Here is a 19,478-nt window from a genome sequence, read left to right on the forward strand (position 1 = left end):
TGGTGTAGCTTGTTCGGTCAGGCGGCTAAAGCCTGAACTCCAACGTGCGCTGGAGTGGTAGCCTTTAGGCGATCTGCGGGATGCGCTTGGGCGGCTAAAGCCTGAACTCCAACGAAGACTCACAAATCCGCTGGATCCCAATCCTTTCCGAAATCGTATATTGGATACCTATTCCAAATCTGCAATGCCTTCTCTCGTCCGATTCGCTCTAGGTATTCGGTGGCACTACAGTATGGCCAATCGGTCCATTTGTCGACGTAACCGTGATGGACAGCGTTGTGCAAAACGTAGTTCATCGAAGCGTAGTAGTGGCCTTGCGATTTCATCGCGGTCTCAGCCGCGTTACACCATACTTTGCGCCCGCGAGCACCTTCTTCTCCATTCCAGAAAAATGAATTCCGACCGTGCAATTTCCCAAGCGATTGCAGCACGTCGAGGATGCTCGGTGCATCCACCAACGCATGATAGTGATTTGGCAGCACCGTCCAGGCAAACACTTGGTGACATTCATCATCCAGCAGCTGAACGAGCTCTCTCTCAAACGCCTGGATCCTTGCCGGAGACCTTCCAATGATGTGCTTGTGTTCATAACAAGCCGCGGTGATCAGATAGTACGATGTCGAGTTGTTCTCGAAGTGCGCGAGACTGTGGACAGGAAGATCATGTGCAATTCGATCCGCGAGCACCTCCGCACGCTGGTCGGACGTCATCTGTCGCCATCGGTACATCGAACCACGATCGCGAGACATCGTGAGTCACCTTGTAGAGTGTTGCTGCCAAGTACTTTTAGGATAGCAAAGATCCAGGCTGCTTGCCCGGACGGGCGGCTAAAGCCTGAACTCCAACGCGCTGGAGTCGTAGCCTTTAGGCGATTTGCGGGATGCGTTGGAGTCGTAGCCTTTAGGCGATTTGCGATCGGGGCAGGTTGCTCGGACGGGCGGCTGAAGCCTGAACTCCAACGTGCGCTGGAGTCGTAGCCTTTAGGCGATTTGCGGGATGCGTTGGAGTCGTAGCCTTTAGGCGATTTTCGGGATGCGCTTGGGCGGCTGAAGCCTGAACTCCAACGTGCGCTCGATTCGTGACCTACACGTCACGACCGCTCACCGGATCCAACGTTGACATCAGAACACTCGTTTTCGTAGATGCTCTCATCGAGCGAGCCGTTTGATCACGAATTCACGAGAGAGCGATAAAGGATGGAGCCGCGAAAGAAGAGACAACGTGGCTGGATTCGATCGATCGCGATGATGCTTGTCGTTTGCGCCTGCGCGAAAAACTGGATCGCCACGGAACTGGCCCAGTTCGTTGCCAAAACGGTGACCGGTTGCGAAGTGAATATCGAATCCATTCAATTGGGATTCGCTAGCATTGTCGTTGATTCGATTGACGTCCGCGAACCTGCGGATACCACTCTGCGTCAAATAACGCTTAAGCGAGCCGAAATCGATCTATCGCTTTGGAACGGTTTTCGACATGGAAAATGGGCGAGCCGGGTCCTTGTTAGCGAGCCCACTCTGCATTTGCGATTTGATTGCGACGGTAAACTTGTCAGCCAATTCCCAAAATCGGAGGGTGAATCCGAAACATCCGTCTCCGTCCCCTTCCACCTGTTGATGGTCAACGACGCTCGTGTCGTCGTTCATCAAACGGATAGACGGCCATTCCACATACGGGGTCGGTTCAGTGGCGTACGCACGATGCCCGCGTTGATGTCGGCAAGTTGACGCGTCCGAGGTCAGCCGGAGCGGGTGTGATCGATGGAAGTCTGCGGCTTCACGCTCGTCGAGCCCGCTCGATCAACGACTTCGCTGGCCGTTTTGAGGCGACGCTGTCGAAGGCAAAGGCACCGCAAATCCCCGTCTTGAGCGACCTGACTCAGCTGTCGAGCGTCGCTTTCTCAGGGGCCGAGGGCGATGGCACGATTCAAGGACGAATTGGCGGGGGATTGATTCACATTGACCCGTTTTTGCTTTCGGCGTCGAACACCCAGGTGCTGGTCACGGGGACGACGACGATCGGCGGGCGATTGGATATGGAAGTTACCGCGACGACCGGGCAAGAGGGGCCGGCGGATCAGTTGCTGAGCTTAATGGATTCGCCATTGATGCTAGCCGTTCCTGCGCCCGTGGCGCTGATCGCCAAGGCAAACGACGCGTTGCGGGACCGAGTGATTCACGTTGATGTTGGTGGAACGGCATCCAGTCCCGTGATTCGGCTGAATCCGGGAAAACACTTGGACAAAAAGCGATTCAGTTTTTTCTGGAACCGACCTACCTGTCTGGTTTGAAGAAGAACACGCTCGAACTGAACAAAACCTACTAGTGGACCGTCAAGGACAAAGCTGCGAGTTGACCCGTAGTGGACTTCGCCAGAAGTCCCTGAGAACATTTGAGTTGCGGATTTCTGGCGAAATCCACTACCCTAAAATCTAATGCTGACGGTCCACGAGTACCCAAGAAACGAAGGATAGAATTGTGAGACGGATTCAACCGCAGCGGTGATCCAAGTCTCGGTGTCATTGCTGCTCGTGTGCGCGGTGTGCAGCGGATGCTCGACACTCGCCTCGCTTGGTTTGCCATTGCCCGCCGGCGGGCATCGATTGCTGTCGGATGCAACGGAGGTGCGTCAGCAAGTTGGACACCAGCATCCAGCAAATCGGATCCTCCCCTTCGGGTACATTGACCTCTTCGCACAGCACCACGTTGACGCGGACGCTCGGGGGTAGATCCTTCGAGCCAACGAACACTTTCCTTCTCGGAGATGGGGGTACTGCGTCGCTTGTCCGATTTTTGCGAAGGTGTAAGCTTGCTGAGGCTCTAACGCACATAGGTTTTTTGGCTCATCCGGCGGAAGCGTGCGCAGGAGGTTTTCGAGGCATCTCTCCGATGTCCCATCATTGCTGGCAGGAGCTATTTTCACTTGTTATCGTACAGTTGCCGGGAGAAACGGAGTCGAGCTCTGCAGAGGTGCAACTTGACAAGGGATATCCCGGTCGACGGTGCGCTAAGGGTGCTACCGTTTCCCGGCGGACGACCGACCGTCGGGGACTCTTTTCTAAGAGATCATTGGACACCGGAGCCATACCTCCAAAAAACCTTGAGTCTGGGTTCCGCGCGCTTCGGTCGGATGAGCCGGTTTTTTGACCGAGGAGTCCGAGAGCCACCGCACCCATGAACCGCACCTCCGTGCAACAGGCTTTCCCATGTTCGCAGCACCAGCGCGAACCGCAAGGCAACAATCATTCGCAGCGGTTTGTCGAAAGTCCAGAGCGAAATCTCGTCACCTACCCCGCAGATGTATTAGACACCACCCGAGATACGCGGTACAACGAGCCGCGCAGCGGGAGGAGGTGGTTGGATACCTAAACATTGATTTAGTTACAACTTAAGAACTGCACGACCTCGAAGCGGGAGAGTGAAATCCGAAAGTTCTTCTTCGAAGGTCCCTCGCGGTAAACAGAGTGCCGCTACTTATAAATTGCACGTTCCCTGCGACCGTTTGATCACTCGGTGTCCGAATGTTCCGTTTAGCGTGATCGTATGGGCAGCATCGATTAACGACTCCACTTATGGGGGAGTCCGGCGTTTTCGACGCTGTCCTTGCAACGGTTGCGGCGCCATCGGCCGATGCAATGATTAAGCGGACTTTGCGCAAGGTCCGCATTCGTTTATCGCACGCCGGCTAATCTGGGATGCGTTTGAGAAGCCCCACTCTATTGACGGCATATATGCTAGCGATCGTTGCTTTTGCAGCGACCGCTAGCATTGCGCCATCATCCAAAGGGCAAACGCCAGCGACGGCAGGGCAAGCTTCAACGCCCCAAAATGTAGCGAGCGAGGCGTACGGAGGGGGAGATTTCCAATGGTGGAACGCGTCGATTTCGGGGCCAATCATGCCCCAGCCACATTTTGTTTCCTTTGATCTCAACACGGTTTTACTCGATACCTTGGCACATAGCCCGAGGATCCAAAGCGTTTCTTATCGGACGAGCATGGCCTTAGAAAAGGTGATTCAACAAGATTCGGCGTTTGATTCCACCTTGCTATTTGAGACCCGTGGCTCGCGAACGAATGACCCGGTCGGCAATACGTTGACCACCGGTGGTCCAAGCCGCTTGATTCAAGACTCGGTTGCCGCCAGTGCCTCGGTTCAGCGGACGACCCGCGCCGGTACCGTTATGGACCTGTCACAGGAACTTGGGACGCTGGACAGCAACAGTCTGTTCTTCGATCCCACCAACCAGGGCAACTCGCGGCTAAGCATCGGCTTGTCGCGTCCGCTCTTCGCAAGTGGCGGGCAAGTTTATACCGAGCGTCTATTGACTCAGGCTCGAATCGATTCGCGAGTTTCCTGGCAAGACATGCGGAGCGAGGTTGAGAAACGCATCGCCGAGGTGATTGTTGCCTATTGGAGTTTGTATGAGCTTCGATGTCACTTTTTGCAGCAGCAACAATTGATTGAGCGCGGCCGAGAAGTGGAACGAGTGATCGAGGGACGCAGCGACTTTGATTCCAGTCGCATTGAGATGGCGAAGGTTCGCGGGCGTTTGGCTCGCCGCGAGGATCAAGTGATCTCAGCGGAAGCGATGGTTCGTCGGCAACAGGCCCGATTAGCCGCCTTGGTGGGAAGCCCCGAGTTGGTTCTCGCGGAAAGCCGGTTGGAAATGATTCCGACCGATCCTCCCCTTGCTGCTCCTTTTCCGTGGACGTTACGGGATGCGGTCCAGCGAGGTTTGGAAAGTCGGCCGGAAATACGTGCGGCGGCTCATGAGCTTGAATCGGCCGCATTGGCCTTGCAAATCAGCCGCAATCAGTTGTTGCCACAGTTGAATGCCGTTGTCGATGGTTACTTGGCGGGACTCAATGGAGACTACGACTTCTTCCAATCGTTTGGTGATCAGTTCTCGAACTTCCAACCAGGGGTCAGTGCGGGGCTCGAGTACGAATTGCCTCGTGGACGCCGATACGCACGATCGCGGTACCGAGAATCGATGTTTTGGTATCGCCAAAAAAGCGAGGAATTACGCGAAGCAATGCAGACCACACGGAGCGAAATCGAGACGGCGTTGATTCGCGTTGAAACCGCGATCCAGCGTCAACAAACGCGGCGGCAGCTGGTCGAAGCGGCCATCGAAGAAGAAACGATTCTGACGCAGCGATGGTTGATGGTGGGCGGTGATGGTTCACGTGTTGGTTTGGTGCTGGAAAATCTGCTTGACGCACAGCAGCGACGCGCGGATGCCGAGCGAGAATGGGTCTCCACACAGGTCCAGTATCTCGTTGCCTTGGTCGAGTTGCAGCAAGCCATGGGAACCTTACTGACTCACGAGGAAATCCAATTCTCGCGATGCGATCATGGCAATCAGATCAGTGCATTTCAGGTTCCCGTTTCCGAAGCATTGTCTGCATTTCCCGATCGAACCGACACCGATTCGGACCGCGGTCATTTGCTGCATCCCTCCTATCCCCATCCGTCGCGAACAGCGGAGGGGGTGGAGTTGCCGGCACCGGTTCCCGTGCCAACTCGGGCCTTGATTCTCGATGCTGGATTGATTGAACAACCAAGCGAATTGGGTGAGTCCCAACTCACGGATAACTACTTGGAAGAGGCGTATTGAGCATGAATCTATTGAATCATTGGACACCGCTAGGCTTTGCGATGCGACAAGCGTGCTGTTTTGGCATGTTGATGGTCTGTGCGGTCGGTGCCACAGAAAACACGCACGCTCAAGCGGTCAGGCGATCCGCGCAGCGGATGCTTGTCTACGATGGTTTCACCGAGCCCGATTGCGACGTCATGGTCGCGGCCGTCGATGTCGGGCTGCTTCGTGAAATGTTGGTCGAGGTTGGTGATGTTGTTGAGCAAGGCCAGTTGATTGCGAGTCTCGATGACGACCTTCAACGCAGCGCGGTCCAGATCGCACGGTTGCAAGCAGAGATGAAAGGGAACCTCGATGCGACGGCGGCAGAATTGTCGTTACAACAATCGCGTGCCGTGATCCTGCGTGAACTGCAGCAAAAAGACATGGCTCGACCGGATGAGCTTCGCCGGGCTGAGGCCGACCTTGAAATCTCGCAAGCAAGAGACTTGACGGCTCGCGAGCAAGCAGCATTACGATTGTTGGAACTGCAGCGATATGAGTTGCAACTTGAGCGACGCCAAATTCGATCTCCAAAGCGAGGCGTGATCTCGCACCTGTATCGCGAACCGGGCGAGTATGTCTCACCGAGTGATGCCGTGATCGCGAGATTGCTGGTGATCGACAAATTGATTGGTGTCTTCAACGTTCCCGCAGAGGAGATTGGGATGATTCGAGTGGGATCGCCCGGACGCGTCTACTTGCGCAGCACCGGATCAACCATCGCAACTCAGATCCAATCGATCGCGCCAGATATCGATGGTGAAAGCGGAACCGTTCAGATTCGGGTGGAACTTGACAATTCAAGTCACTCACTCCGTGCGGGTGATCGTTGCACTTTGAGTATCTCGCCGGATGCCCAACCCTCCGTTTCGCTGGTGCCAACACCCGCATGGCTTTCAAATCAGGAGACACGATCTCGGTGAGCACGTATCCGAGGACCGATTCGTTTAACACCGACTCGATGCTGCACGTCTCGCTTACCGGCAACATGGGGCCGTCGGTCGCTGCTGCGCCAAAGCCGTCGACGGCCCCTGCGCGATGCTCAACGCAACCCAGCGGGATTCCGCTCCGATCTGCGGCAACGACCGATCACCAACCACCCGAGCAATTGGCAAAACTGTTCGAGGTCATCCGCGCAGTTGCCGTGGCGGAGACTCGAACGGATGCAGTTCAAACGCTCACTCAAGAAATCTCGAGACGATTTCCCGACTCAACGGTGCGCTGTGGATTGGGAGATTCGAAGCTCCGGCGGCTCTATGATCAGCGGTTGGGGTGGCTTGCACCGGAAAGCGGACCTCGAGAGCAGGCCGCCAAGCAGTGGCCCGATTTAGCGGACCGACCGGCAGGAGTTTTTCGGAAGGATTCGGCGATCGTCCTCTGCCTTCCCCAGGGTGATTCGTCCCAGCAATGTGTGGTTTGGGTACATCCGGTGGCAGCGAAGGACGTCTTTTCCCAGTGGCTGCAAACGGTTGCTGGCACGGTCGCCATGGTTTTTTGGAGTCGTCCGAATCGAGTGGCTCCCAAGGCGATCCGGAATCTGACACGCCGCACGTTAGCGGTCGCTGGCGTGGTGGTGCTGGCCTTCAGTCTGTTGGCGTTCTGGCCGGTTCATTATCGAGTCGCTTGCCTGGCCCGAGTGCAGCCTTTGGAGCAGCGTCTCGTCGCAGCCCCCTTCGAAGCCGTTTTATTGTCGGCCGTTGTGAAGCCGGGGCAGACGGTCAGGGTGGGCGAGGTCTTAGCCAGCCTCGATGGCAGGCCATTGCGGCTTGAGCGAGAGGCGATTGAGTCGGAGATCCAGCAAGTCTGCAAGGAGCATGACACCGCACTCGCAACCGGACGGATCGCAGACGCGCAGCAAGCAAAGCTCCGTGAACGTCAATTGAGCCGTACCTTTGAGCTGATCTCGGATCGCTTGAATCGATTGGATGTGGTGAGCCCGATCGATGGAGTCGTCATCAGTGGCGAATTGAAGCAATACGTTGGTGCTCCGTTGGAACTCGGCCAGACGCTATTTGAAATATCGCCGATGCAGAAGGTTGCGATCGAAGTGGAGATACCGGCACACGAAATTGGCTATGTCAAAACGCACGCGGCCACCCGAGTTCGGTTCGCTGCAATCGGTGGCCCATCGATGCAATTGGAGCTAGACGACCTGTATCCCTCTGCGGAAATTCGCGACGATGAAAACGTCTTCATCGGTCGGATCGAAGTCGACAATGAAGACGGGAAGTTGAGACCGGGTATGCAGGGCGATGCAACGACCTTTGGTCCCGTGCGCCCCTGGATTTGGAGTTGGGTGAGAGGAAAAGTGGAAAGGGTTTTGTGGTGGATCGGGTACTAACGGAGATTCCAGTCAGAAAGGTTGAGGCATTGCTGCAGCAGAGATCATGAATCCCACTCCTTCAACAACCGTCAAACTTGATCGTGACGTCCGATTCTCAACTCGCGAGATCGGCGGACGAACCGCTTACGTTGCGCATCACCAAGCGACGGGGAAGTTCTATCAGTTTGGGCCTGAGGAATACCGGGTCGCGACATTGTTGGATGGGATCCACGGTGTCACGGACGTTCATGCCGTCGTGGTTGCGGATGGAATCGATTGGTCGGCCGAAGATGTTGCGCGGTTCATTGCTCAACTGATGCGCTGCAACCTTGCTGTGGTTGCGAGCGAACCGGTCACGGCGACCCAAAGGGCATCGACGGCGGAATCCGGTGCAATCGATAGGCCTGCGTCGTTGGCCCCCTGTCAAACCGACGAAACTCAAACGGATCGTTCCAAGGAATGCCCCTCGGCGACTTGCTTCACCGCACGCGACGAGCGGCCGACCGCTTCGATTCCTCCAACTCCCGGGCCGGTGGAGCCGTCTCCTCCTCCGGCGCCAGCGGCGGCTGTGAGCGGATTGCAGAGAACACTAGGCTATTTGCCGTTGCTGATCAGCCAACGGATCCCGCTGTTTTATGGCGACTGGCTTGCGACCAAATTGGAGCGACGATTGGGTCGGTTGTTCTCACCCCTCGGCGCTGCGATTTGGGGGGGATGCGTCGCGAGTGGGTTGATGGTTGTTTATGGACACTGGCACTCGTTTGCAGCCGAAATGCGGCATTTGTTTGATCCGCATCTATGGCCAATCATGATCTTGATTTGGTGCTTCGCGAAGATGGTCCACGAAGCAGGGCATGCGATCTGTGCCAAGCATCATGGTGTCTACGTGGGTCGTGTGGGGATCATGTTCTTTTTTCTTGCCCCTTTGGCATACGTCGATGTGACCGATGCATGGCGTTTAAAGAGCCGATTTCAACGAGTGCAGATAGCACTCGGAGGCGTCTATTTGGAATTGGCAATGGCTTCGGTTGCCGCGTGGACATGGTGGATGATGCCAGAGGGCTATCTGAAACATCTGGCTGCACAGTTCTTTTTGATTTCTGGTCCTGCAACGTTGCTTGTCAATGCCAACCCTCTCCTGCGACTTGACGGATACTATGTCGTGTCCGATCTAACGGAGATCCCCAACCTGCGAATGCATGGCCGTCGTGATCTCACCGGCTTTTTGCAGTGGATGCTTTTGGGGATACCTCAAAGTCGATCGCTGATGGTTGGATGGCGGCGGAGCTTTGCATCGGCACATGCTGCGTGCAGCGTTTTGTTTCAGATCGTATGGATGAGCGGACTGATCTTAGGCGTGGCGATGTGGGCCAAAGGATTGGGGATCTTGTTGGCGGTTGCTGCACTCTTGATGTGGTTTGTTCTACCGGCAATGCAATGGATCTACAAGGTTTGGCGGTTGGCGCCTGCCGAGCGTTTTGGGCTGAATCGTTATCGAAGTCGGTTGTTGTTCTACGCAACGTTAATCGTCAGCGTCCTTCCAAACTTAAGTACCAGTAACTCACCGCTGGACCGCAGAGTTCCGGTGGTTGTCCGGTTTCAAGACGAGCAAGTCGCGCGGTCCCCGAGCGATGCGTTTGTCGAGAGCGTCTACATCCACCGTGGTCAGCATGTCGAGAAAGGGACGGTGCTGGTTCAGCTCACGGATCCCGATTTGGTGATTCGTCGCGACAAAATAGCAGATGAAGCGGAGCTAGCAGAAATGCAAGCGGTACAATTTCGTCGCCAAGGGCAATTGTCCAAAGCGGCAGCCTTTACGGAAAACGCTGATTCGTTGTCTCGCCAGCTGCAGGAACTTGACGACCAAGTCGCGCAGTTGACGGTGATCGCGGCTCGCGACGGCTATGTCGTTGGCAAGCAGATCGATACGCTGCCGGGACGCTTTGTTTCGCAAGGCTTCGAGTTGCTTCGTGTCTCGGACCCCAACGAAAAGGAGCTCTTGGCAGCCATTCCCGAAGACGACCTTGACGCGTATCAGCACGCCGCCGCGAAGGGTTTGGCGACAACGGTTCGGTTGCGGGGAGGTCAGTCGATCAAGGCGACCCCAGCGTCGCTGCGTCCGCGTGCGTTTCGCAGCCTGATTCATCCCGCCTTTGCCGCGACCTCGGGTGGCCCCTTGGCGGTTGAGCCAGCACCGAATGAGACAAACCAAGTTCGACTCGTCCAACCCCATCTGGAAAGCATCACCCAACTCGACCCCATCACAAGTGGGGAAGTCCGCGCCGGCCAGATCGGTACTCTGACTATTCCCGACACTCGGCCGCTGTTGTCGCGGTTTTATGATGCCATGAACCAACGACCATGACCCCTGTAACCCCTTGTATGCAATCAGCTTACACCGATTGACTAAAAAACAGACTGCGCAGGTTGGAGTCGTAGGCTTAAGCCGATTCAGCAAGGATCCAGCACGCAATCGGCTAAAGCCTACCACTCCAACGAATCATCCGGGCTAGCCTTCCTAGGGATGTGATGGCAATCGCGATCCGTCGAATGCGTCGGGCAACAATTGGGCAAGACGCAGCACGCGGTGAGTACCATCGATGACGTCGGTGACAATCACAGGCAAGTCGCTGCTGAATTCCATCAAGAATTGTCGGCAGGCACCACAGGGCGTGACACCTCCGACACTGGCGACTGCGATCGCACGCCAGTTTCGATATCCCGCCGCGATCGCCGAGGCCACCGCGACCCGCTCGGCACACAAACACATCGAATAGCTGGCGTTCTCAACATTGCAGCCCACGATGATGACATCGTCATCCATCAGCAGCGCCGCACCGACGTAGAAATGGCTGTGAGGCGCGTACGCTTGGTCGCGCACCATGGTTGCGGCATGAGTCAGTCGTTCAATGTCTCTTGGCTTCAGTAACTCTGCCATCGCGATTGCTCAATTCATTAGACGAGTGGACCGTCAAGGTAAAAACTGCGAGTTGGGACGTAGTGGACTTCGCCAGAAGTCCTTTCGAACATTTGAGTTACGGATTTCTGGCGAAATCCACTACCCTAAATTTTAATGATGACGGTCCACTCGTGTGTTCGTTGACCGCCAAATTTGGATAAACCACTTTGGTTAGAAAGGGTGCCAGGACCCCAAAATACGCCCCCCCTTTCCGAGGACAAGCTAAGACGGGACCTGAACAAAGCACTCGTGCAAAAGGGACAGGGGGAAAAGCCATTCCGCAGCATCCAGCCGCCGCCCTCATTGTATCAAATCGACTTGCCGGTGTGAGTGTTGAGCCTTTCTAAAATGAGGGGATTCGCATGGATCTCATTGGGCCCCACATGGATCGCCTGGCGCAACGCTTCCACGTGATCTGAGCGAGTGGCGTGGGGGGCATAAACGCTCAAAAGGGGTTGGGAACGCTCGGTTCTGTCACCAATTCTGGCGTGGATTCGCACGCCCACGTCGGCGCGAATCTTGTCATCGGCTCGCTTCCTCCCTGCTCCCATTTCAACCAAGATCTGTCCGATCTTCTCGCAGTCGATCTTCTCGACCCATCCATTCGCCTCCGCCTCGATCGTTTCGTGCGGCGCCAGCGGAAGCGGAAAGCGATCGATTCCTCCTTGTGCCCGGACTATCTGCTCGAATCGTTCTCTCGCACTTCCCGAATCCAGGTGTTGGTTGAGACGCTCAATGGCTTTGTCTCGTTGCGGAAGGACTTGCGCTGCGATCAGTACGTTGGCGCAAAGTTCAATCGTCAACTCGCGAACCTCGCTGGGGCCCTTCCCCTCGAGCACCGCGACCGCTTCATTCACTTCGATCGCATTGCCGACCGCTTCGCCGAGAGGTTGGTCCATGTCGGAGACAATGGCGGTAGTTGGCATGTTCGATTCGCAACCGACTTGGATGATCGTGTTGGCCAGTTCCTTAGCCTGGCTTGCGGTCTTCATAAAGGCAGCCGATCCCACTTTGACATCCATCACCAAGGCATCGAGCCGCGCGGCAATTTTCTTGCTAAGAATACTGGCGGTGATCAGCGGAATGGACTCGACGGTGCCGGTGACATCGCGAATGGCATACAAGCGTCGATCCGCCGGAGCAATCTCGTCGCTGGCACCACAGATGAATGCGCCGACCCGGCGAAGGATTTTATTGGATTGTTCGGTCGAGAGTTGAGTCTGGAATCCCTCGATCGCTTCAAGCTTATCAAGCGTGCCTCCGGTCAATCCAAGGCCTCGGCCGCTGATCATGGGCACATCCACGTCGAAGGTCGCCAGCAGCGGCGCCAGGACCAGTGAAATTTTGTCGCCGAGCCCGCCTGTGCTGTGTTTGTCGATTCGCGGGCGGTCGCTTGTTCGGGGCAAACGGTTGCCGGATTCCACCATGGCGGCGGTCAGATAACGAGTCTCCGCAGCATCCATCCCTTGAATACAAATTGCCATCGCAAGAGCGGACATTTGATAGTCGGCGACCGAGCCCGAGCAAAATCCATCGATCAGAAAGTAGATTTCTTGTTCGTTGAGAACTTGACCCTCTCGTTTTTTTGCCAATAGTGATGCAGGAATCATCGCGAACCGATCCTTGAGAAAACGGGTTGCCATGGACTGAACATACCATCGCTTCACTCGTTATATTGGATTTTGCTTGACAGGGCATCCGCAATCCGATGGCGACACCGATCGCTTTCTTCTACTGAAAAGAACTGATATGAACCGAAGTCTTCCTTGCTTTCCTCCGACCGCGCTGTTGCTCTGTCTGTTACCTCTGCTTTTCGTCTCCACCGTGGCTCGGGCAGACGAACTCGGCGCGGAGGGTTTGGATCAGGAAAGCGCCCAAGATATCCAGGCTGGACCCCGTGCGCTGTCCCGAGCGTTTCGGTTGGCTGCACGGCAAGCCACCCCGTCGGTCGTGACGGTTTACTCCTACGGCCAAAATGTCGAATCCGATGGCCAGCAAGAGGCAGCGGATGCCGACACCGATCAACCAGGACCGACGCCACCGCCTCGGGAAAACGTCGATGGCGACTCGTTGCAATTGACGGGACTTGGCTCGGGGGTGATTGTCGACCCCAGTGGTTTGATCATCACCAATAACCATGTGATTACCGGGGCGAAGAAGGTCGTGGTTCAATTGGCGGACGAAACCGAGATTGAAGCGAGCGAAGTGCACGGCGACCCGGATAGCGACATCGCCATCGTTCGCATTGAACGGGAGCAACCATTTCAAGCAGCCGGGCTCGCGGACAGCGACAGGGTGGAAATTGGAGATTGGGTCCTGGCGATCGGCAGTCCCTTTCGACTCGAGGCGACCGTCAGTGCAGGGATCATCAGTGCCAAGAATCGAACGCTGGTGCGAATTCGTCGAGGACGGTTGTTGCAAACCGATGCCGCAATCAATCCGGGGAATTCAGGGGGCCCGCTTGTGGACTTGGATGGCAAAGCCATTGCGATCAGTACGGCAATCGCGACCCGAAGCGGTGGCTATCAAGGCATCGGATTTGCCATTCCGATCAACCAAGCCAAGTGGATTGCGGATGAATTGGACCACCATGGAAGGGTTCGCCGCGCAGCGATCGGGATCGTGCTTGCGGAACTGAATCCAAAGAATGCAAAGATCTTCAAACTTCCCGTTGGTTTAGGGGTCGTTGCCTACCAGGTGATCGAAGGATCGGCAGCCGATCGCGCCGGACTAAAACCGCTCGATGTGATTTTGGAGTTCGCCGGTGAGCGAGTTCGCAAGCCAAGCACGTTGCAAGAAGTCGTCGAGCGGAAACCGGTCGGTTCAACTCAAGAGGTGAAGATCTATCGCAGGGGCGAAGAGATCGTGTTGACGGTGGAACTTGCGACGCTTGAGGACCCAACGCTGGGGGGCGAGAAGGAAGCTGAGGGTGAGGAAGAGAAAGCTAGCGAAGAGGCTGGCACTGACGAAGACGAGGATGCCGCTGCTTTGGAGGAATGAAGTGCTGTTGGAGTTCACGCTTCAGCATGCGACCGAGCAAGCCCCCAACCGAAGTCGCTTAAAGGCTACGACTCCAGCGCGTTGGAGTTCAGGCTTTAGCCGCCCGAGTGAGCAAGCATCCCCAACCGCAGTCGCCTAAAGGCTACGACTCCAGCGCGTCGGAGTTCAGGCTCTAGCCGCCGGATCGAGCATGGGTTAGAGAAGTTGCCGTCGTGTCGCTTCACGCTGCGATCCATGAAGACGACTTGATCCGAGAGCATCGAGTCGATTCTATGGCGACGTTTTCAGGGCCAATTCCAGCGCGGTGACGGTTTCAGGCGATGGTTTAAACGAGCCAGGCCGATGGCCTTGGGCGATCATCACCGGCGTCCAGCCCGATTGGTTCTTGTGATTCCAAGTGTCCGGATCGGCGCCGTGGGCAGCCAAGTAGGTCACGACGGCGGGGAAGTTGCGATAGGCGGCTCCATGCATGGCCGTCTCTTGGTTGGCATCGACGGTGTTCACGTCCGCCCCGCAAGAAATCAAGAACTCCAATGCCTGAAGCACCTCTCTCTCCGTGCCCGCTTCCTCGCCGACCGCCCGTACGCCAACGCCTGCTGCGGCCATCAGCGGAGTGCAGCCCTCGACATTGCCAAGGATCGGGTCGGCACCGAGCTCGAACAGCACGTGCATCAGCGGCAGATCGGCGGTTTTGGCGGCCCACAACATCGGTGTGGCTCCGCGAGGGTTCAGCACCGCCCGTCCACCTTTGCCGGATTCGAGTTTCCGGTTGACGTCCGCACCGGCATCGACCAATGCCCGCACAAACTGCAAATCGGTGATGTTTCCTGAGCCTCTTGGAGGCGGGTCACCATCGGGGTTGTCGCCGCGGTTCGGCTTGCGAACCCAAGTGAGGACATGCAGCGGTGTGAACCCGCTACGTTGGTCGTTCGGATCGGCCCCGTAGCCGATCAGCTGCATGGCCAATTCAAAATGGCCGCTCTCGACTGCCAGAATCAAAGCGGAGGTTCCCGCTCGCGGTGCACGCTCACCAGACTTTGTGGCGGGTAGGGCTGCATTGACGTCGACTCCTGCTTCGATGAGACGATCGACAATTTTCGGGTGGCCATCGCGAGCGGCAAACATCAAGGCAGTGAAGCCACCTTTGCTGGTTGCCGCTGGATCCGCACCTTCGGTCAACAGTGCATCGACGGCAGCAAAGTTGCCGTGCGCGGCTGCCCACATGATCGCCGTTTGCCCGCGTCGTTCGGTCGCCTCCAGTTCCGCTCCGTGTGAGCGTAACAACTTGATCGATACAGGATTGTCACATTTTGACGCAAGCATCAGCGGTGTCACGCCACCGGTTTGAGTCGCGTTCGCATCAGCGGACGCTTCCAGTAATGTGCCGACGAGTTTGGCATTGCCGGCCGAACAAGCAATCGATAACGGAGTGATGTCGTATCGAGTGGTTGCATTGACATTCGCACCCGCTTCGATCAACTGTCGGGTTGTGGTGACGTTTTGGTGAAAGACGGACCAATGGATCGCGGTCATCCCATCGGGTTGCGGATCGCTGGGGGAATGGCCTTGGGAGATCAGGTCCGAGACACGTTGCCACTGCTGCGATTGTGCTGCATCGGCGATCGGCGATGAATCCTCCGCGCGAACGACCGAAACGCAGATCGCGAAGGTTGTGGCGAGGAGGCGAAGGTGAATGGCGAGATTCATAGGGCGGTTGTCGAGACGTCTTCGAAAAGAGCAAAGGTCGGGTGGATGGAATCGCAGCGCCGCGTGGCCTAGACCGACAAGGGTTCGAACAACTCGGATGCCGTTCCATCGCTGTCCGCGAACGAATCCATTTCAACCCCGACTTTGTTCAGCAGGGTTAAGTGAAGATTCGCCAACGGTGTGGGGGATGGATAACGAATGTGGCGGCCTCCTTGCATGTTGCCTGCGGCTCCGCCAGCAACCAAAATCGGAAGATCGGTATGATCGTGGGCATCGGAATCGCCCATCCCGCTGCCATACAGGTACAGCGAATGGTCCAACAAGGATCCGTTCCCTTCGGGCGTCGCCGCCATCTTCTCCAAAAACTCTGCAAACAGCGACACATGGAATTGGTTGATCTTGGCAATCTTTTCGAGCTTCTCGGGATTCTTGCCATGGTGCGACACGGGATGATGCGGCTCAGGGACCCCGATTTCCGGATACGACCGAGTGCTGGCTTCGCGAGCCAATTGGAAGGACACGATTCGCGTGATGTCGCCTTGGAATGCCAATAGCTGTAAATCAAACATCAATCGTGCATGGTCGGCATAGGCGGCGGGGACACCCACCGGTCGATCCAAGTCGGGCAGCGGATTGTCAGCAACGTTTGCCTCGGCTTGTTGAATCCGTTGCTCGACTTGGCGAACGCTGTCAAAGTAATCATCGACCTTGTTGCGATCTTTTGCACCGAGTTGCTTCTTGAACCGTTGCATCTCTTCGGCGACGGCATCAAGCAGACTGGATCGTCGCCGCAGTGCCGCACGACGCTGCATGGGCGAGCCCCCTTCGCCGAAAAGACTCTCAAACACGATTCGCGGGTGAGCTTCCGACGGCAACGGTGTCGTCGGTGAGGACCAGGAGAGGTTGTTTTGATAGGCACATGCGTATCCATTGTCACATTGACCCACGTTATTCAGCAGGTCCATGGCCAATTCCAACGAAGCCAATTGAGTTTGGCTCCCGAAGTGTTTGGCGGCGATCTGGTCAACGGTCACGCCAAGCTCGTAGTCGGAGCTCTCGGTACGTTTCGCTCGTGCTGCACTCAAGAACGCGGCGTTGGACGTCGCGTGAGATCCGGGATAGGCGTTGCGCAGCTCCATCCCGGTCACGACCGTCACTTGATCTTTGACATTTTCCAGCGGCTGCAATGTGAACGGCAGAGAACCAAGGGAGTCGTTGCTGGGCGGGTCCGACGAATCATGCTCCGGTGTCCACTGACGTGGATTGAATCCCATCGGAATGTAGACATACCCTAGTCGGCGCAACTTCGAAGCGTCCGCGGCCGTTTCGGCCAATGCGGTGTTTGCGGGAATCATCGCATCGAGTAAAGGCAACGAAAACGCGACGCCAGCGCCTCGCAAAAGCGTTCGCCGCGAGAGGGCGTTTTGGTTGAACGTCATTCGGAAATCCTCAATTGAAAAGGGGGACTCAATACGATGCCGGTGAGAAGTGATGAGAAACGGTATTCGTCCTCGGCTGCACGTCGAACGATTTGACGCACAGCGGGCCCGTCCGAGGATTCGACGCCGCGGCCGAGCGCGAAGGTGAGCAGTTTTTCGGTCAGTGCGCTAATGAAAACGTCGGGGCGCGAGAGGATGCCCGCTTCTAATTCGGAAACGTCTGCCACGCTGGTTCCGTCCGGCATGGCACCCGACGCGTCAACGCCTTGGCCGTCTTCGAAGATCCGCCAACGACCGACCGCATCATAGTTCTCCAGTGCAAAACCGACCGGGTCCATCAAGTTGTGGCAGGCGGCGCAGGCTGGGTTTTCTCGATGTAACGTCAGCCGCTCACGGACGGTCAAACGTTCTGCCGCAGCCTTGTCTTGCAAACTGGGCACGTTCGGTGGTGGTGGCGGCGGCGGTGTGCCGAGGATGTTCTTCAGGATCCAATTGCCGCGAAGGGTCGGTGAGGTTCGGGTCGCGTAGGATGTCACCGCCAAAATACTGGCGTGTCGCAAAATACCGCCACGGTGCTGTGCGTCCGTGACCGTGACGGGCCGAAAATGGCTGCCGATGACTCCGGGGATTCCATAATGCCTCGCTAACCGCTCATTCAAAAAGGTCGTGTCGGTGCGAATCAACTCCAACACGCTGCGGTCGTCTCGGATCAACGATTCAAACAGCAACTCGGTTTCACGACGCATCGCAGTGCGAAGATTGTCATCGAAGTCAGGAAACTTTCGCATGTCCGGTCGCACGGAATCCAAGTTTCGCAGATACAACCACTGAGCCGCAAAATTTTCGACCAAGGACTGTGACCGCTCATCCTTCAACATTCGTTGAACCTGCGACACCAGCACTTCATCCTGATGAAGCGTGCCAGCTTCTGCCAAATCCAAGAGAGCCTGATCCGGAAGGCTGCTCCACAGAAAAAAAGAGAGTCGAGACGCCAACGTCAGGTCCGAGATGCGATAGACCTCGCCCGCTTCAATTCCGCTCGGATCGGATTCCGCACGCAATAAGAAATGTGGGTTCACCAAGATGGCCGTCAGCGCCGCTTCGATGCCGGCCTCGAAACCATCGGTATCGTTGCGTTGTCGAAAGAATCGCATCGGCACGAGCATGTCGTCTTCGGTGACGGGGCGTCGATACGCTAAGCGAATCAAGGGAGCCAAGATCTTTCTTGCACAAGCATCGGGTTCGGCGTCCGTTTGGGGGCGGCAAGAAAACAGACGCTGTCGACTGGGGGTCTCGCCTCGGCCTTCCGATTCAAAGGGTCCGACAATCGACACTTCGAACAATGCCGGGGTCTGGCGAGGATGACGATGGCGATTGAAGCTGGCATCGAAAGGTTGTCGCTTGATTTCGGAAAGCGAAGCAAACTTCTGGGGAAAGGTGACGCCGATTTGGTGCGGACCCGCCGTGACACGGAAGCGTTTCTTTAGGTGGGCCTCCACCAGCGTATCGTCTTTGCCGTATCCCTTGCCTTCAGGTGGCTTGACGGTGAATCGATGCTGCAAATCGCGATCAATCAGAAAATCAATGTCGTGAGGTTCACGCAATCCTTCGACGTTTTCATCGCGATCACGCGTCAAGCGTAGTTGAATTTCATACTCGCCCGTGACGGGGAAGTGGTGCTGGATCAGCGTGCCACCGCGTGTTCCAAGCGGTAGACCGTCGACGTGCGATTCTTGTGACCGATCCGCAGGCAGGCGGATCGTGGTTCCACCGGGGCTGAGGCCGGTGCCACCGACGGCCAATCGGCTGATCTTCTCTGCTGCCGACAAATAGCGATTGAGCAAAACGGGTGGCAGGTCGCCTACGGTGACGTTATCAAAACCATGTCCCGACTGATCGGGTGGCAGCAACGATTCGACATCGACGTCGAGCGCCAGCAAATCTCGGATCGCAGCTCGATACTCGGCTCGATTGAGTCGCCGGATCGAATCGGTCCGGCCCGGGGTAGGATGACGGGCGACCGCATCGTCGAGTACCGACTCGATGGTCGAAAGAACCTTGTCGTAGTCCGCTTCGTCTGGCTTCGAGTAGTCCGCAGGCGGCATCTGGCGAGCACGGAGCCGCTTGACGACCTTGTCCCAGACGTCGGAATCGGCACGACTCGATGGCAGCGATGCGGCAACCGCTGCGACGTCCAGACCTTCGAGTACCAAGCCCGATTCCGGATCGTCGGTGCTGTGACAATCAATGCAGTACGATTCAACAAACGTGCTGACGGCACGATGCCGGCCCGCCGACGTAGCGAGATCGTCTGCGTAACCTGGCAACGAAAGGGTCGGAATCGCGGCGACGATCAGGATCGAGGTGAGATGTTTCATGCCCCCCATTGTAATGGCAAATGCACGATGC

Annotated in this window: 14 protein-coding genes; 7 read left to right on the forward strand and 7 right to left on the reverse strand. The window is 56.5% G+C overall.

The annotated features are described in order from the left end of the window. Window positions 1-119: 119 nt before the first annotated feature. Entirely contained in the window at window positions 120-749 is a 630-nt protein-coding gene (locus Poly41_RS08725) for a transposase (RefSeq protein ID WP_146525505.1), read from the reverse strand. A 495-nt stretch (window positions 750-1,244) separates the two neighbouring features. On the opposite strand from Poly41_RS08725, the gene Poly41_RS08730 reads away from it, so the two are divergent. Continuing rightward, the gene (locus Poly41_RS08730; protein WP_146525506.1) at window positions 1,245-1,724 is read left to right on the forward strand and encodes a hypothetical protein; all 480 of its coding nucleotides are present in this window, start codon (window positions 1,245-1,247) and stop codon (window positions 1,722-1,724) included. Continuing rightward, window positions 1,721-2,287 carry an AsmA-like C-terminal region-containing protein gene (locus Poly41_RS08735; protein ID WP_197231166.1) on the forward strand — a complete coding sequence of 189 codons (567 nt, stop codon included), beginning with the start codon at window positions 1,721-1,723 and terminating at the stop codon, window positions 2,285-2,287. The genes Poly41_RS08730 and Poly41_RS08735 overlap by 4 nt, the downstream gene beginning before the upstream one ends. Before the next feature lie 228 nt (window positions 2,288-2,515). On the opposite strand, the gene Poly41_RS08740 is transcribed toward Poly41_RS08735, so the two are convergent. After that, the gene (locus tag Poly41_RS08740; RefSeq protein WP_146525508.1) at window positions 2,516-2,746 is read right to left on the reverse strand and encodes a hypothetical protein; all 231 of its coding nucleotides are present in this window, start codon (window positions 2,744-2,746) and stop codon (window positions 2,516-2,518) included. Window positions 2,747-3,892: 1,146 nt separating this feature from the next. Here Poly41_RS08740 and Poly41_RS08745 point away from each other — a divergent pair. Genes Poly41_RS08745 through Poly41_RS08760 form a run of 4 tightly spaced genes read left to right on the forward strand, consistent with a single transcriptional unit; the run spans window position 3,893 to window position 10,329 of the window. Further along, window positions 3,893-5,617 carry a TolC family protein gene (locus tag Poly41_RS08745; protein WP_197231167.1) on the forward strand — a complete coding sequence of 575 codons (1,725 nt, stop codon included), beginning with the start codon at window positions 3,893-3,895 and terminating at the stop codon, window positions 5,615-5,617. 2 nt (window positions 5,618-5,619) lie between these two features. Further along, window positions 5,620-6,564 carry an efflux RND transporter periplasmic adaptor subunit gene (locus Poly41_RS08750; RefSeq protein WP_146525510.1) on the forward strand — a complete coding sequence of 315 codons (945 nt, stop codon included), beginning with the start codon at window positions 5,620-5,622 and terminating at the stop codon, window positions 6,562-6,564. Beyond that, window positions 6,531-7,982 (forward strand): efflux RND transporter periplasmic adaptor subunit, encoded by a 1,452-nt coding sequence (locus Poly41_RS08755; RefSeq protein ID WP_146525511.1) that lies wholly within the window; start codon window positions 6,531-6,533, stop codon window positions 7,980-7,982. The genes Poly41_RS08750 and Poly41_RS08755 overlap by 34 nt, the downstream gene beginning before the upstream one ends. 46 nt (window positions 7,983-8,028) lie before the next feature. Next, the gene (locus tag Poly41_RS08760) at window positions 8,029-10,329 is read left to right on the forward strand and encodes an HlyD family efflux transporter periplasmic adaptor subunit (protein WP_146525512.1); all 2,301 of its coding nucleotides are present in this window, start codon (window positions 8,029-8,031) and stop codon (window positions 10,327-10,329) included. 153 nt (window positions 10,330-10,482) lie between these two features. On the opposite strand, the gene cdd is transcribed toward Poly41_RS08760, so the two are convergent. Continuing rightward, window positions 10,483-10,902: a cytidine deaminase gene (cdd, locus tag Poly41_RS08765; RefSeq protein WP_146525513.1), complete on the reverse strand. Its 420-nt coding sequence runs from the start codon at window positions 10,900-10,902 to the stop codon at window positions 10,483-10,485. A 329-nt stretch (window positions 10,903-11,231) separates the two neighbouring features. Continuing rightward, entirely contained in the window at window positions 11,232-12,533 is a 1,302-nt protein-coding gene (locus Poly41_RS08770; RefSeq protein WP_146525514.1) for a thymidine phosphorylase, read from the reverse strand. A 139-nt stretch (window positions 12,534-12,672) separates the two neighbouring features. Here Poly41_RS08770 and Poly41_RS08775 point away from each other — a divergent pair, with 139 nt between their 5' ends. Continuing rightward, window positions 12,673-13,923, forward strand: a complete 1,251-nt coding sequence (locus Poly41_RS08775) for a S1C family serine protease (protein WP_146525515.1) — start codon at window positions 12,673-12,675, stop codon at window positions 13,921-13,923. Between the two features lie 270 nt (window positions 13,924-14,193). On the opposite strand, the gene Poly41_RS08780 is transcribed toward Poly41_RS08775, so the two are convergent. The 3 genes from Poly41_RS08780 to Poly41_RS08790 form a co-directional block, all read right to left on the reverse strand. Further along, on the reverse strand, window positions 14,194-15,630 hold the full coding sequence (locus tag Poly41_RS08780) for an ankyrin repeat domain-containing protein (RefSeq protein WP_146525516.1): 1,437 nt from the start codon (window positions 15,628-15,630) through the stop codon (window positions 14,194-14,196). 68 nt (window positions 15,631-15,698) lie between these two features. Then, window positions 15,699-17,069 (reverse strand): DUF1552 domain-containing protein, encoded by a 1,371-nt coding sequence (locus Poly41_RS08785; RefSeq protein ID WP_146525517.1) that lies wholly within the window; start codon window positions 17,067-17,069, stop codon window positions 15,699-15,701. Further along, window positions 17,066-19,447 carry a DUF1592 domain-containing protein gene (locus Poly41_RS08790; protein WP_197231168.1) on the reverse strand — a complete coding sequence of 794 codons (2,382 nt, stop codon included), beginning with the start codon at window positions 19,445-19,447 and terminating at the stop codon, window positions 17,066-17,068. The genes Poly41_RS08785 and Poly41_RS08790 overlap by 4 nt, the downstream gene beginning before the upstream one ends. Window positions 19,448-19,478 lie beyond the last annotated feature (31 nt).

The organism is Novipirellula artificiosorum (assembly GCF_007860135.1).
Lineage (GTDB): Bacteria > Planctomycetota > Planctomycetia > Pirellulales > Pirellulaceae > Novipirellula_A > Novipirellula_A artificiosorum.